Source organism: Cellulomonas telluris (assembly GCF_004886325.1).
GTDB lineage: Bacteria > Actinomycetota > Actinomycetes > Actinomycetales > Cellulomonadaceae > Cellulomonas > Cellulomonas telluris.
Genome location: NZ_QXFN01000004.1, coordinates 384,973 through 399,480, shown reverse-complemented (window position 1 = coordinate 399,480; position 14,508 = coordinate 384,973). Strand labels below are relative to the sequence as shown.

The 14,508-nt window shown below is 73.3% G+C and carries 13 protein-coding genes; 4 read left to right on the top strand and 9 right to left on the bottom strand.

What is annotated here, in order from left to right; all coding sequences use genetic code 11:
* Nucleotide 1 precedes the first annotated feature (1 nt).
* The 6 genes from FB586_RS14035 to FB586_RS14010 form a co-directional block, all read right to left on the bottom strand.
* Nucleotides 2–1,060: an ABC transporter permease subunit gene (locus FB586_RS14035; protein ID WP_136519949.1), complete on the bottom strand. Its 1,059-nt coding sequence runs from the start codon at nt 1,058–1,060 to the stop codon at nt 2–4.
* Nucleotides 1,057–2,139 carry an ABC transporter permease gene (locus FB586_RS14030; protein ID WP_136519948.1) on the bottom strand — a complete coding sequence of 361 codons (1,083 nt, stop codon included), beginning with the start codon at nt 2,137–2,139 and terminating at the stop codon, nt 1,057–1,059. Before FB586_RS14030 ends, FB586_RS14035 begins: the two co-directional genes overlap by 4 nt.
* Nucleotides 2,136–3,686: a sugar ABC transporter ATP-binding protein gene (locus FB586_RS14025; protein WP_136519947.1), complete on the bottom strand. Its 1,551-nt coding sequence runs from the start codon at nt 3,684–3,686 to the stop codon at nt 2,136–2,138. Before FB586_RS14025 ends, FB586_RS14030 begins: the two co-directional genes overlap by 4 nt.
* 66 nt (nt 3,687–3,752) lie before the next feature.
* On the bottom strand, nt 3,753–4,736 hold the full coding sequence (locus FB586_RS14020; protein ID WP_136519946.1) for an ABC transporter substrate-binding protein: 984 nt from the start codon (nt 4,734–4,736) through the stop codon (nt 3,753–3,755).
* Between the two features lie 123 nt (nt 4,737–4,859).
* Complete coding sequence (locus tag FB586_RS14015) at nt 4,860–5,954, bottom strand: LacI family DNA-binding transcriptional regulator (RefSeq protein ID WP_246036768.1); 1,095 nt, start codon at nt 5,952–5,954, stop codon at nt 4,860–4,862.
* Between the two features lie 142 nt (nt 5,955–6,096).
* Nucleotides 6,097–7,086 carry an aldo/keto reductase gene (locus FB586_RS14010; protein WP_136519945.1) on the bottom strand — a complete coding sequence of 330 codons (990 nt, stop codon included), beginning with the start codon at nt 7,084–7,086 and terminating at the stop codon, nt 6,097–6,099.
* A gap of 102 nt (nt 7,087–7,188) precedes the next feature.
* Here FB586_RS14010 and FB586_RS14005 point away from each other — a divergent pair, with 102 nt between their 5' ends.
* Together FB586_RS14005 and FB586_RS14000 are read left to right on the top strand one after the other, a co-directional pair.
* Nucleotides 7,189–8,709 (top strand): basic amino acid/polyamine antiporter, encoded by a 1,521-nt coding sequence (locus tag FB586_RS14005; RefSeq protein ID WP_136519944.1) that lies wholly within the window; start codon nt 7,189–7,191, stop codon nt 8,707–8,709.
* Nucleotides 8,710–8,737: 28 nt separating this feature from the next.
* Complete coding sequence (locus tag FB586_RS14000; protein ID WP_136519943.1) at nt 8,738–10,003, top strand: arginine deiminase; 1,266 nt, start codon at nt 8,738–8,740, stop codon at nt 10,001–10,003.
* Between the two features lie 36 nt (nt 10,004–10,039).
* On the opposite strand, the gene FB586_RS13995 is transcribed toward FB586_RS14000, so the two are convergent.
* On the bottom strand, nt 10,040–10,543 hold the full coding sequence (locus FB586_RS13995) for a GNAT family N-acetyltransferase (protein WP_136519942.1): 504 nt from the start codon (nt 10,541–10,543) through the stop codon (nt 10,040–10,042).
* 112 nt (nt 10,544–10,655) lie between these two features.
* Between FB586_RS13995 and FB586_RS13990 the strand changes: the two genes are divergently transcribed.
* Nucleotides 10,656–11,540: a fructosamine kinase family protein gene (locus FB586_RS13990; protein WP_246036767.1), complete on the top strand. Its 885-nt coding sequence runs from the start codon at nt 10,656–10,658 to the stop codon at nt 11,538–11,540.
* Nucleotides 11,541–11,559: 19 nt separating this feature from the next.
* On the opposite strand, the gene FB586_RS13985 is transcribed toward FB586_RS13990, so the two are convergent.
* Both FB586_RS13985 and FB586_RS19470 read right to left on the bottom strand, forming a co-directional pair.
* Complete coding sequence (locus tag FB586_RS13985) at nt 11,560–13,026, bottom strand: amino acid permease (protein ID WP_136519940.1); 1,467 nt, start codon at nt 13,024–13,026, stop codon at nt 11,560–11,562.
* 147 nt (nt 13,027–13,173) lie between these two features.
* Nucleotides 13,174–13,341, bottom strand: a complete 168-nt coding sequence (locus tag FB586_RS19470; protein ID WP_168800564.1) for a hypothetical protein — start codon at nt 13,339–13,341, stop codon at nt 13,174–13,176.
* Nucleotides 13,342–13,411: 70 nt separating this feature from the next.
* On the opposite strand from FB586_RS19470, the gene FB586_RS13980 reads away from it, so the two are divergent.
* Entirely contained in the window at nt 13,412–14,488 is a 1,077-nt protein-coding gene (locus FB586_RS13980; protein WP_136519939.1) for a DNA polymerase IV, read from the top strand.
* Nucleotides 14,489–14,508: the final 20 nt, after the last annotated feature.

Below are 14,508 nucleotides of genomic sequence, written 5' to 3'. Positions count from 1 at the left end.
GTCAGCGGCGGCGCACCGCGATCACGCGCTGCAGCACGACGAACGCGAGCAGCACGCCCCCGATGAACACGCGCGTCCACCACGAGTCGAGGCCCTCGCGTGCGATCAGCACCTGGATGAGGCCGTACACCAGCACGCCCGCCCCGGTGCCGAGCACGAACCCGACGCCGCCGGACAGCAGCGTCCCGCCGATGACGACGGCCGCGATCGCGTCGAGCTCCATGCCGATGCCCGTGAGGTTGAACCCGGACTTCGTGTAGAGCGCGAAGAGGATGCCCGCGATCCCCGCGCACGTGCCGCTGATGACGTAGACCCACACGCGCGTGCGCGCCGGCTTCAGACCCATGAGCGTCACGGCCGCCCCGCGGTCCCCCGCGCCGAGCCCGTACACCGTCCGCCCGAACCGCGTGTAGTGCAGCAGGTAGACCGCCACGAGGAGCACCGCGAGGGCGATGAGGATGCTCGCGTTGATGCGCCACAGCCCGCGTCCCTCGCCGAACTTCAGGCTCCACGAGGCGAGCGCGGAGAAGCCCGGGTCGTCGATCGCGAGCGAGTTGGTGCTCACGACGTTCGCCAGCCCGCGCGCGAGGAACATGACGGCGAGCGAGGCGATGAAGGGTTGGATGTCGAACACCTGCACCATGACGCCGATCAGCAGGCCGCACGACGTGCCGATGAGCACCCCGACGACGAGCACCACGGGCAGCGGCAGGCCGGCCCTGAACAGCGTGGCGGTCGCCAGGCCCACGAGCGCGACGACGGCCCCGACGGACAGGTCGATGCCGCCGGTGAGGATGACGAACGTCATCCCGACCGCCAGCACCAGCAGGTAGGAGTTGTCGACGAGCAGGTTCGACAGCAGCTTCATGCTGACGAAGGACGCGCGGTCCGTGCTGTACCGGCTCTGCCCGACGCCGAGCATCAGCATCAGCGTGAGGACGGTGCCGAGCACCGGCAGGAACCGCCGGTCGACCCGGCCCAGGTAGCCGCGGACGCGGTCGACGGACGCGCGCGGGCCGGTGCCGCGCGGGGCCGTGCGGGTCAGCTGGTCGGTGCTCATGCCGCCACCTCCACGGGTCGCTGCGCGCCGCGGGCACCGGGACGGGGGGTCCGCAGCCGGCCGCGCAGGTAGGGGGACGCCGCCACGCAGACCGCGATGAGCACGACCGCCTTGAACAGCGGCGTCGTCTGGCTGGGCAGCTCGAAGATGATGACGGCCCGTTCGAGCGCCGACAGCAGCAGCGCGCCGACGACCAGGCCGCCCAGGTGGAACCGGCCGCCGTCGAGCCGGGTGCCGCCGAGGACGACGACCATGATCGCGTCGAGCTCCTTGAGCAGGCCGATGTTGTTGGCGTCGGCCGCCATGGTCGGGGCGCCGTAGACGATGCCCGCGAGGCCGGCGAGCAGGCCGGCGATCACGTACACGGTCCACGTGGTCGAGCGGGCCTTCACGCCGGCGAGCCGGCTCGCCTCGCGGTTGATGCCGATGGACTCGAGGAACATGCCGAGGGCGGTCCGCCGCACGGCCAGGGTCACGAGGACGAACACGGCGACCGCGATGACGACGGGCGTCGGGATCCCCAGCACGAAGCCGGAGCCGAGCGACTTGAACGGCGGGCTCGTCACGGTCGTGATCTGCCCCTCGGTGATGAGCATGGCGATGCCGCGCCCCGCGACCATGAGGATCATGGTCGCGATGAACGGCTGGATCCCCAGCGCCGCCACCATGAAGCCGTTGAACGCGCCGGCGACGGCGCCGAGGCCGAGCCCGAGCGCGAGAGCGGTCGCGACCGTGACGGGGCTGCTCGGGTCCGCCGCGCCGTCGAGGTAGGTCAGCGACACCGCGAGGGACATCGCCATCACGGCGCCGACGGACAGGTCGATGCCGCCCGTCGCGATGACCAGGCACATCCCGAGCGCGAGCAGCAGCGGCGTCGCGCTGTTGCGCAGCAGGTCGACGAGCTGGCCGTACAGGTGGTCGTCGCGCAGCGTGACGTCGAGGAACCCGGGGCTCTTGACGCCGCAGGCGAGCAGGAGGACGACGAGCGCGACGCTCGGCCACAGCAGGCCGTGCTGCGTCACCTCGCGCCAGAGGCTGCCGGCGCGTCCGCCGGGGCTGTGGGTGGCGGACGTGGTCATGAGGCGTGCACCCCGCTGCTCGCGATGGTCTCGAGGACGGTCTCGGTGGTGACGTCGTCGCCGTTGGCGACCTCGGCGATCTTCTGCCGGTCGCGCATGACGACGACGCGCTGGCTGAGGCGGAGCACCTCCTCCAGCTCGGAGGAGATGAAGACGACGGACATGCCGTCCGCGGCGAGCTCGGTGACGAGGCGCTGGATCTCCGTCTTGGCGCCGATGTCGATGCCACGGGTCGGCTCGTCGAGCACCAGCAGGCGCGGTGCGGTCGCGAGCCACCGGGCCAGCAGCACCTTCTGCTGGTTGCCGCCGGACAGGTTGCGGATCAGCGCGTTCGGGTTCGGCGGGTTGATGTTCAGGGCGACCATGTACTTCTGCACGAGCTCGTCGAGCTCCCGGCGCGGGATGCGCCGCCACGTTCCGCGGCTGGCCTGCAGCGCGAGGGCGATGTTCTCGCGGACGGTGAGGTCCCCGATGACGCCCTCCTTCTTGCGGTCCTCCGTCGACAGCGCGATGCCGTGCCGCAGGGCGGCGAGCGGGCTCGGGAGGCGCACGGGCGTGCCCTGGAGCGTCAGGCCGCCGTGGTCCGGGCGGTCGGCGCCCGTCAGCAGCCGGGCGGCCTCGGTGCGGCCCGACCCGAGCAGGCCCGCGAAGCCGACGATCTCCCCCGGGTACAAGGCGAGGTCGAACGGCTCGACCGACCCGTCCTTGCCGAGGCCGACGCCCGTGAGCAGCGGCGTCTCGCGCGAGGAGTGCGTCGTCACCGCGGTCCGCGCCTGCTCCTCGATGCCGGCGAGCGCCTCGCCCGAGCGGCCGACCATGTGGGAGATCAGGTCCCGTCGCGGCAGCTCCGCGGTGCGGAACTCCCCGACGAACCGGCCGTTGCGCAGCACCGTCATGCGGTCCGACAGCGCGTAGACCTGCTCGAGGAAGTGCGAGACGAACAGGATCGCCACACCCGCGTCGCGCAGCGTCCGCACGACGCGGAACAGCTCGGCGACCTCTGCCTTGTCGAGGCTGGACGTCGGCTCGTCGAGGACGAGCACCTTCGCGTCGACGACGAGCGCGCGGGCGATCGCGCACAGCTGCTGCACGGCGATGCTGTGGGACGCGAGGGGCGAGCGCGGGTCGATGTCGAGGTTGAGGCGCTGCAGGTAGCGCCGCGCCTCGCGGCGGGTCGCCCGCCAGTCGATGAACGGCCCCCGCCGCACCTCGTGGCCGAGCATGACGTTCTCGGCCACCGTGAGGTTCGTGCAGAGGTTCACCTCCTGGTACACGGTGCTGATGCCGGCCGCCTGCGCCTGGCTCGGGTCGTCGAAGCGCAGCTCCTGCCCGTCCACGGCGATGCCGCCGGAGTCGACGCGGTAGACGCCGGTGAGCGCCTTGATGAGCGTCGACTTGCCGGCGCCGTTCTCGCCCATGAGCGCGTGGACCTCGCCGCGGCGCAGCACGAGGTCGACGCCGTCGAGCGCCTTGACCCCCGGGAACGTGATCGTGATCCCGGTCATCCGCACGGCGGCGTCGTCCGCCTGCGCGTTCCTGTCGGACATCGGTGTCCTTCCTCGGACGGGGTGCGGCACGGGGCCGGCCGGACGTCCGGCCGGCCCCGCGGACCGTCAGTACGGACGGGCGTCGACGTCCGCCTGCGTGATGGTCTGGTCGAAGGACTTGTCCTCGACGACCGTGGTCTCGGGCACGTCCTCGCCGTCCACGACCTTGCGGATGAGCTCCGCGAGCTGGTCGCCGAAGACGGGGTTGCACTCGACGACGAAGTTGAACTTCTTGTCCACGAGCGCCTGCAGGCCGTCGCGCACGCCGTCCACCGACACGATCTGGATGTCCTCGCCGGGCACCTTGCCGGCCGCCTCGATCGCCTCGATCGCACCCAGGCCCATGTCGTCGTTGTGCGTGAAGATCAGGTTCATCTCCGGGTAGGCCTGCAGCGCCGCCTCGACGGCCGTGCGGCCCTCGGCGCGCGTGAAGTTGCCGGACGCCTTGCCGATGACCTGGTCGCCGACGACGTCGTTGAACCCCTTCTCACGGTCGACCTGCGCACCCGAGCCGAGCGTGCCCTGCAGCTCGAAGACCTTGGCGTCGGGGGCGTTCTCCGCCACCCACTCGCCCGCGGTGCGGCCCTCCTGCTCGAAGTCGGCACCGATCCACGTGACGAAGGGGTCCTCCACGGAGGTGTCGACCGTGCGGTCGACGAGGACGACCGGGATGCCCGAGTCCTTGATCTCCTGCAGCACCTCGTCCCAGCCGGTCTCGATGACCGGGGAGAACGCGATGACGTCGACGTCCTGGGCGACGAAGTCGCGCAGGGCCTTGATCTGGTTCTCCTGCTTCTGCTGGGCGTCGACGAAGTTGAGGTCGAAGCCGTTCTCCTCGGTGAGGCTGGCCTTCACCGACTCGGTGTTGGCGGTGCGCCAGCCGCTCTCGGCACCCAGCTGCGAGAAGCCGACGCGGATGAGGTCGCCACCCGAGCCGCCGTCGGAGCCGGCGTCGGCCCCACCGCTGCTGCTGCAGGCGCCGAGGGCGAGCACCGCGCCGACGCCGACGAGGGCGGCGAGGCGGGTGCGCAGGGACGCGGGACGAGACATGAACTCCTCCTTGAGCCGGTGCGGACCGCGATGTCCGACGCGCCGATTGTTAACGTTCACAACAGGCGGGTCAAGGCTTCTCGATCACGATCCGGTCACGCGTCGCCGGACGGGTGCCGACCGTCAGGACCGGGGGCGGCCGCTGCTCGCGCGCACCGCGAGCGAGGCCCGCACGAGCACCGGCTCGGCGGGCTCCCCCGCCATCGCCGCGACGAGCTGGTCCAGGCACCGGCGCCCCAGCTCGACGAAGTCGGGACGCACCGTGGTCAGCGGCGGGAAGAAGTGGGCCGCCCCCTCGACGTCGTCGTACCCGACGACCGACACGTCGTGCGGCACCCGCACGCCCGACTCGGCGAAGGCGTGCAGCAGGCCGAGCGCGAGCTGGTCGTTCGCGGCGAACACCGCGGTCGGGAGCCGGTCCTCCCCCGTCCGGTCGCGCTCGACGAGCTCCTTGCCGATGCGGAACCCCGTGGACGCCGTCCAGTCGCCCGGAACGGGGTCCCGCGGACGCAGGCCGGCCTGCAGCATCGTGTCGTGCCAGCCGCGGGAGCGGGAGCGCGCGTCCAGCCAGACCTGCGGCCCGGCCACGTGCAGCACGTCCGTGTGGCCGAGGTCGAGCAGGTGGCGCGTCGCCAGCCGCGCGCCGGCGTACTGGTTGACCGCCACGGTGGGGATGTCCCCGTCGAGCTCGGCGGGTCCGACCATGACGACCGGGACCCGGGCCCGGAAGGACTGCACGGCGCGCACCGCCTCGTCGTGGGAGGCGATGACCACCACCCCGTCCACGCCCTGGTCCATGTAGTGCTCGAGGGACCCCTGCACCGTGGCGACGTCCCACCGGGTCACCGTGGCGACGGACACGTACATCCCCTGGCCCCGGGCGGCGTTCTCGAGGGCGATGAGCGTCATCGTGGGCCCGTACAGCGGCGAGTCCTCGGTGACCACCCCGATCGCGCCGGTGCGCCGTGTGACCAGGGCCCGCGCGACGGTGTTGCGGCGGTAGCCGAGCTGCTCGATCGCCGACAGGACGCGGTCGCGGGTCTCGGCCCGCACGTTCGGGTGGTCGTTGAGGACGCGCGAGACGGTCTGGTGCGAGACGCCGGCGAGCCGCGCGACGTCGCCCATGGCGGGCGGGCGGTCGCTCGCCGGGGCGGCGCGCGGCGCGCCCGGGGCGTCCTGGGACACGGTGACCGGCCCGCTCGTGGTCTTGCGTGTCACCCTCGACTCTTCCCGTCACCGTGCGAGTGCACGTCACCGTACAGCGCGCTCCCGCGGGCGACGCGTTGTGAACGTTAACAGCCGAGTCGGGGCCCGGGAAGTGCCGCGTGGCCGCGTCGGGGCAGGACCCGCCGGACGGACGTCAGGCCGGGCCCAGGTCCCCCGCGTCCACGGGCCGGTAGAAGTTCCTCTCCCAGCGGTGCCGCCGGACCACCTCGCGCTGCTCCGGCGTCAGGCGGCGACCGTCGCTCGTCGCCGCGTTGCGCTCGACGTTGCGCACGGTGCGCATGCCGGCGATCACGGTCGAGACGGCGGGGTGGTCGAGGACGTACCGCAGCGCCACGTCGGCGAGCTGGTCGGTCTCGACGCCGAGGTCCCGCACGAGCGCGGTGACGTGCTCCTCGACCTGCGCGGGTCGGTCGCCGCCGAAGTAGGTGTTCCGGAAGTCGCCGTCCGGGAAGGTCGAGCCGGCCGTGATGCGGCCCGTCAGCCCGCCCTCGTCCAGCGCGACCCGGACGATCACGCCGACGCCGTGCTCCGCGCACGCCGGGAGCAGCTGCTCCTCGGGCTGCTGGTGGAACGCGTTGTAGATGACCTGCACCGTGTCGACCGCGCCGCTGCGGACGAGCTCGAGCGCGTTCTCCGGCTGGTAGTCGTTGATCGACACGCCGAAGAACCGGATCTTTCCCTCGTCGCGCAGCGCGCCGATCGTCTCGAGCCAGTCGCCCTTGCCGACCCACTCGTCGCTCCAGACGTGGAACTGCAGGAGGTCGAAGGCCTCGAGCCCGGACGCGGCCAGGCTCTCCTCCAGGCTGGCGCGGATGTGCGCGCCGGGGAACGTCTCGTCGGGGTGCACACCGGCGGGCGCCGGCCAGATCCCGTTCCTCGGCGGCACCTTCGTCGCCACGTGGACGTCGGGGTGGTCCCGCACCACGCTGCCGACGATCCGCTCGCTCTCCCCGTACCCGCGGGCGGTGTCGATGAAGTTCACCCCGAGCTCGATCGCGCGGTGCAGCGCGGCGACGGACTCGTCCTCCCGCGCACCGATCCACATCGCGGCGCCGATCCCCCACGCCCCGTACCCGATCTCGGACACGCTGACGCCCGTCCGTCCCAGCCGGCGGTACTCCATGCTCGCTCCTCGTCCCGGGCGCGCGTCCGCGCCGTGGCGTCGCCGCGGCAGCGCGGCCGCGTCCAGCCTCCCCCGCCGTCGACCGCCGCGCGAGCCCGTGCGATGCTCGGGAGCGAGTTCCCGCACGCTGCTCCTCCATCCCGGGCCCGCGCCGCGCGGCCCAGTCTGCGAGGTCGGACCGTGAGCACGACGCACGAGACCGCTGCCGCCAGGACGTCGACGGTGAGCCTCCTGACGCTCACCACGATGGTCGTCGGGTCGATGGTCGGCGCCGGGGTGTTCTCGCTGCCCCGCCGCTTCGCCCAGGAGACGGGCGTCGCGGGGGCCCTGGTCGCGTGGACGGTCGCGGGCGCCGGGATGCTCATGCTGGCGTTCGTCTTCCAGACGCTCGCGGTGCGCAAGCCCGCGCTCGACGCCGGCGTCTACGCGTACGCGAAGGCGGGGTTCGGGGAGCTCCCGGGGTTCTACTCGGCCATCGGGTACTGGGCCAGCGCGTGCGTCGGCAACGTGACCTACTGGGTGCTCATCATGTCGACGCTCGGCGCCGTCGTGCCCGCGCTCGGCGCCGGCGACACGGTCCTCGCGGTCGTGCTGTCGTCCGTCGGGCTGTGGCTGTTCTTCCTCCTGATCCGCCGCGGCATCCGGGAGGCGACGGCGATCAACCGCATCGTGACGATCGCCAAGGTGGTGCCGATCGTCGTCTTCGTGCTGCTCGCCCTGTTCGTCCTCGACCCGTCGGTGCTGGCGGGCAACCTGCAGGGCGCGGACTACACGGGGTCGGTGTTCGACCAGGTGCGCGACACCATGCTCGTGACGGTCTTCGTGTTCCTCGGCGTGGAGGGCGCCAGCGTCTACTCGCGGCACGCGCGGCGCCGCGAGGACGTCGGACGGGCCACCGTGCTCGGGTTCCTCGCCGTCTTCGCCGTGTTCGCGTCCGTGACGGTCGTCTCGTACGGCGTGCTGCCGATGGCCGAGATCGCGCAGCTGCGGCAGCCGTCGATGGCGGGGGTCCTGGAGGCGGCCGTCGGGGGCTGGGGCAGCACGTTCGTCAGCGTCGGGCTGATCGTCTCGGTGCTCGGCGCGTACCTGGCGTGGAGCCTCATGGCCGCCGAGGTGCTGCTCGTCGCGGCGAGGGACCGCGACCTGCCCCGCTTCCTGGCGCGGACCACCAGCAAGGACGTGCCCGTCAACGCGCTGCTGCTGACCACGGGCCTGTCCCAGGTGGTGCTCGTCGTCACCCTGTTCTCGCGCGACGCCTTCGACTTCGCCCTCGACCTGACCGCGTCCCTGAGCCTCGTCCCGTTCCTGCTCGCGGCGGCGTACGCGCTCAAGCTCGTGCTGACGCGCGAGTCGTACCCCGCCGCGTCCGGCCCGCCGGTGCGCGACGGCGTCGTGGCCGCCCTGGCGACGGTCTACACCGCCTTCCTCGTGTACGCCGCCGGTCCCACCCTGCTGCTCGTCTCGTTCCTGTTCTACGCGCCGTCGACCGTGCTGTTCGTCCTCACCCGTCGCGAGCAGGGCCGCCGGGTGTTCCACCCCGGCGAGCTGGTCCTGTGCGGGGTGGCGGTCGTCGTGGCGGTCGTCGCGGTCGTGGCGCTCGCCCAGGGGTGGATCCACCTCTGACGTCCCGTCCTGTCACGAAGGAGACCGCATGAGCACCACGCAGGAGACCCAGGCGACCACGCGCACGCTCGGCGTCCACTCCGAGGTCGGGCGCCTGCGCAAGGTCCTCGTCTGCGCACCGGGGCTCGCCCACGAGCGGCTCACGCCCAGGAACTCCGACGACCTGCTGTTCGACGACGTCATGTGGGTCGAGGCGGCGCAGCGCGACCACCTCGACTTCGTCGACAAGCTCCGCAACCGGGGCGTCGAGGTCGTCGAGCTGCACGACCTGCTGGCCGAGACGGTCGCGATCCCCGAGGCTCGCGCCTGGCTGCTGGACCGCAAGATCGTCGCGAACACCGTGGGCCTGGGTCTGGTCGAGGGCACCCGCGCCTACCTCGACCAGCTCTCGCCGCGCGAGCTGGCCCGCTTCCTCATCGGCGGCCTGTCCACGCGCGACCTGCCCGCGGACCTCCGCAGCGGCTACCTGGCGCTGGCGCGCGAGTCGCCCGACGCCGCCGAGTACCTGATGCCGCCGCTGCCGAACACGCTCTACACGCGGGACACGACGTGCTGGGTCTACGGCGGGCTCACCCTGAACCCGCTGTACTGGCCGGCACGGCACGACGAGACCCTGCTCATGCAGACGGTGTACCGGTTCCACCCGGACTACCGGGACGCCACGGTCTGGTGGGGCGACGCCGAGCAGGACTGGGGTCGCGCCACGCTCGAGGGCGGCGACGTCATGCCGATCGGGAACCGCTCGGTGCTCGTCGGCATGAGCGAGCGCACGTCGCGCCAGGCGATCACGCAGGTGGCCCGGGCGCTGTTCGAGCAGGAGGTGGCCGACCGCGTCGTCGTCGCCGGCATGCCCAGCCTGCGGGCCGCGATGCACCTCGACACCGTGTTCACCTTCGCCGACCACGACCTCGTGACGGTGCACCCCGCGATCGTCGACGGCATCCACGCCTTCACGCTCCTGCCGTCCGACCGGGCGCCCGGGATCGAGCTCGTCGACGAGGGCGACACGCCCCTGGTCGACGTCGTGGCCCGCGCCCTCGGGCTGCCGCGCCTGCGGGTCGTCGAGACCGCGGGCGACGTCTACGCGTCCGAGCGCCAGCAGTGGGACAGCGCGAACAACGCCGTCGCCGTCAGCCCCGGGGTCGTGTTCACCTACGACCGGAACACCCAGACGAACGCGGCGCTGCGCCGGGCGGGCGTCGAGGTCGTCACGATCGCGGGGGCCGAGCTCGGCCGCGGCCGCGGCGGCGGGCACTGCATGACGTGCCCGCTCGCGCGCGACGCCGTCGACTGAGGCGCGGGCGCGGCGGCGGACCGGAGGGCGACGCGGTCAGGTCGGGCCGAGCGTGCACCGCATCTCGGCGTTCGGCACGACGACGCCGCGCGCGGTGTTGTCGGGCCGGTCCGCCCACACGGTGAAGCCCAGCCGCTCGAACACCGGCTGCGCGGTGCGGCTCGCGAACGTCCGCAGCTCGCGCAGCCCCCGGGCCCGCGCCTCCGCCGCGACGGCCGTCAGCAGCGCGCGCGCCACCCCGCGGCCGCCCGCGTCCGGGTGGACGAAGAGCATGTCGACGAGGCCGTCGGGCAGCAGGTCGGTGAAGCCGACGACGTCGCCGGTCCCCGCCCGGGCCACCAGCGTGCGCGCTCGGGCGCGCGCCGCGCCCCAGCCGGTGAGGTCACCCCCTCGCCGGCCGAGCCACGCCTCGATCTGCTCCGGCGTGTAGTCCTTCGCCGCGGTGCGGCGGATGGCGGCCTGGTAGACCGCGAACGTCGCCCCGGCATCCGTCGTCGGGTCGTACGGACCGATGGTCACGTCCTCGTCTCCGCTGCGCACCCGTGCACGGTACGCCGCCGCGTCCCCTCTCCGTCGCGGCCGACGTGGCGGACCCGGACACGGGCCGACCGGCGGACGAGGTCGCTCGCGAGCGCGTCGCTACCCTCGGCGCGTGACCGGGACCGCGCTGCTCCTCGACCGCCTGCACCGTGCCGGCCTGACCGACGTGACGCGCGTCGAGCTCACGGAGGGCGGGGTCGCCGCGGTCGCCGGGCTGGCACGGCGCACCCACGGGGCGCCCCTGTTCGCGAAGACGTTCCCGGACCCCCCGGCGGACGACCTGTTCGCCGCCGAGGCGGACGGGCTGGGCGCACTGGCCGCGACGGGTGGCGTCCGCACCCCGCAGGTGCACCTGGCGCGACCTGACCTGCTCGTGCTCGAGGCCCTCGCCCCGCGGGTCGACACCGCAGCGTTCTGGGAGCACCTCGCGCACGACGTCGCGCGCCTGCACACGTCGACGGCCGGCGGCCGGTTCGGCTGGCACCGCGACACCTGGCTCGGCCGCCTGCGCCAGGACAACACGTGGGACGACAACGGCCACCGGTTCTTCGCGGAGCGCCGCCTGCTGCGCTGGCTGCCGGAGCCCCGCGTGCAGGCCGCGCTCGACGCGGAGGACCGTCGCGCGCTCGAGCGCCTGTGCGCCGCCCTGCCCGACCTGCTGCCCGAGCGGCCGGCGTGCCTGACCCACGGGGACCTGTGGTCGCAGAACGTGCTGTCGGCGGACGGCGCCCCCGCCCTGATCGACCCGGCCGTGTCCTACGCCTGGGCGGAGGTGGACCTGTCCCACCTGTGGTCGAGCCCGCGCCCGCCCGAGTCCGACCGCTTCTTCGACGTCTACGCCGAGCTCACCGGGCTCGACGACGGCTGGCGCGAGCGCATGCCGCTGCTGCACCTGCGCCAGCACCTGGCAGTGGTCGCCCAGTACGAGCCCGACTGGGGGCACGCGGAGCAGGCCCGGGCGGTCCTCGCACCGTTCCGGCGGTCGCGGGCGCGCTGAGACGGGCCCTGCGCGACGGTCACCGCTCGGACGGGCCCGCCGCGGTCGTGCCCGCGTGGTGCGGGCTGGCCGGGTTCAGCAGCGAGTGGCCCCGCCCGTACGCGAAGTAGACGACCAGCCCGATCACCAGCCACACCCCGAAGCGCAGCCACGTCTCCCAGTGCAGCTGCAGGATCAGGAACAGCGACGCCAGCACGCCGAACGCGGGCACGACCGGCATGAACGGCAGCCGGAACGAGCGCGGCGCGTCGGGCCGCGTGTAGCGGAACAGGATGACGGCGACGCAGACGACCACGAACGCCGACAGGATGCCGATGTTCGTCAGGTCGGCCACCGCGCGGATCGGGAACACGCCCGCGAGCAGGGCCGCCCCGATCCCGGCGATCCACGTGACGCGCTGCGGGGTGCCGTGCCGGTCGACCCCCGCGAACCACGTCGGCAGCAGGCCGTCACGGCTCATGGAGAACCACACCCGGGTGACGCCCAGCAGGAACGTCAGCATGACCGTGAGGATCGACAGCACCGCGAACACCGAGATGATGCTCGCGACCACGGGCAGGCCGACGTTCGTGAACGCGGACGCGAAGCCGGCCGTCGGGTCGATGTCGCGGTAGTCCTGCAGCCCGGTGAGCACCAGCGTCGCCGCGACGTACAGCAGCATCGCGATGACGAGCGACAGGATGATCGCCTTCGGCATGTGCCGGCGCCCGTCCGTCGCCTCCTCCGCGGCGGTCGACATGGCGTCGTAGCCGAACACCGCGAAGAACACCGTCGCCGCCCCGGTGAGCACGGGCCCGAAGCCGTTGGGCATGAAGGGGCTGTAGTTGCCGGTGTCCACGTAGAAGATGCCGAGCCCGATGATGAACAGGATCAGCAGGATCTTGATCGCGACGGCGGCGAGCTCGAACCGCCCGAACGCGCGCGTCCCGCGGCTGAGGATGAACGTGACGAGCAGGCAGATGAGCAGCGCGGGGAGGTTGACGACGCCGCCCTCCTCCGCGCTCGCGGTCACCGCGGTGGGCAGCTCGACGCCGAAGCCGGCGAGGAACGCGTCCAGGTACCCGGATATCCCGATCGCCACGACGGCGACGATCGCGATGTACTCGAGCAGCAGGTCCCAGCCGATGAACCAGCCGACGATCTCGCCGAGGGCCACGTACCCGTAGGTGTAGGCCGAGCCGGCCCGCGGGATCATCCCGGCGAACTCGGCGTAGGACAGCGCGGCCGCGGCCGAGGCGAGGCCCGCGACGAGGAACGAGATGAGGACCGCGGGACCGACGCCGGGGTTCTCGGCGTCGCCGTGGGCGACCAGGCCGGCGAGGGAGAAGATCCCGACGCCGATGATGCCGCCGACGCCGATCGCGGTGAGCTGCCACAGCCCCAGGCTCTTCGTCAGCCGGCCCGCGCCGCTGCGGGCCTCGACCTCGTCGATCCGCTCGACCGGCAGGCGCCGCCAGACCGACCGCTGCTGCCTCGACACGTCCATGTGCCTGCTCCCCTCGGGCGGTGGCGGACGCGGGGAGCGCCGTCGGACGCCTGCGGTTCGAGCATCACCGCGATCGGCCGGCACGTCCACCGCAGGGCCGTGCCGGGCCCTGCGCCGTCCGCCCTTGCGCCGTCAGCCCCTGCGCCGTCAGCCCCTGCGGCGGACGGCGGCGGGCAGGACGACCAGGCCGGACGCGCACAGCAGCGGCCACCACTCCCCCGTGGCGATCCCGGCCGCGACGCCGGCGGCCAGGACGAGCGCCGAGAACACGCCGGCGACCCAGGTCGACGTCCGTCGTGCCGCCTCCTCCGCCATGCCGGCGACGCCAGCAGCGCGTCCTCGTGGGCGCCGCGCGGGCTCCGTGCCGGGCGGGCACACTCCTGCCATGGGCGCACGCACGGCGTGGGTGCTGCACGTCGACCTCGACCAGTTCGTCGCGGCGGTCGAGGTGCTGCGCCGCCCCGAGCTGGCGGGCCGGCCGGTCGTCGTGGGCGGCCGCGGCGACCCGACCGAGCGGGGTGTCGTGTCGACGGCGTCCTACGAGGCGCGGGCCGCCGGTGTCCGCTCCGGCATGCCGCTGCGGGTGGCCGCGCGCCGGCTCCCGGACGCCGTGTTCCTGCCCGTCGACGCCGCCGAGTACGACGCCGTCTCCGACCGCGTCATGGCGACGCTGCGGACGCTGGGCGCGGTGGTCGAGGTCCTCGGCTGGGACGAGGCCTTCCTGGGGGCGGTGACCGACGACCCCGAGGCGCTCGCCCGCCGGGCGCAGGAGGCGGTGCTGGCCGCGACGGGGCTGCACTGCTCCGTGGGCATCGGCGACAACAAGGTGCGCGCGAAGATCGCCACGGAGCACGGCAAGCCCGCGGGGGTCTTCCGGCTGACCGCGGAGAACTGGTCCGCGGTCATGGGCGACCGCCCGACGATCGACCTCTGGGGCGTCGGCACGAAGGTCTCGCGGCGTCTCGCCGGCCTCGGGGTCACGACCGTGCGCGAGCTCGCCGCCGCGCCCGTGGACGCCCTCGTGGCGGAGTTCGGGCCGCGGATGGGCGTCTGGTACCACGAGCTCGGGCAGGGCCTCGGGCCGACGACGGTCGACGACCGGCCGTGGGTGCCGCGTGGGCACGGCCGGGAGACGACCTTCCAGGAGAACCTGACGACGCCGGAGCAGGTGCGCCGCGCCGTCCGCGAGCTCACGGACCGGGTCGTCGAGGACGTCGCCGAGGACGGGCGGCCGGTGGTCCGGGTCGCGCTCAAGGTGCGCTACGCGCCGTTCGTCACGACCGGGGCCAGCCGTCGGCTGGCCGAGCCGACGCGGGACCCGGACGCCCTGGTCGCGGCCGTGATGGCGCTCGCGGACCGGGTCGAGGACCGTGAGGTGCGCCTGCTGGGCGTGCGCGCCGAGATGGCCATGCCCGAGGACGCCGGCCCGGCCGAGCGGACGCCCGTGCGCGGACGGATCTGAGCAGGCGGCGGCACCGCGCC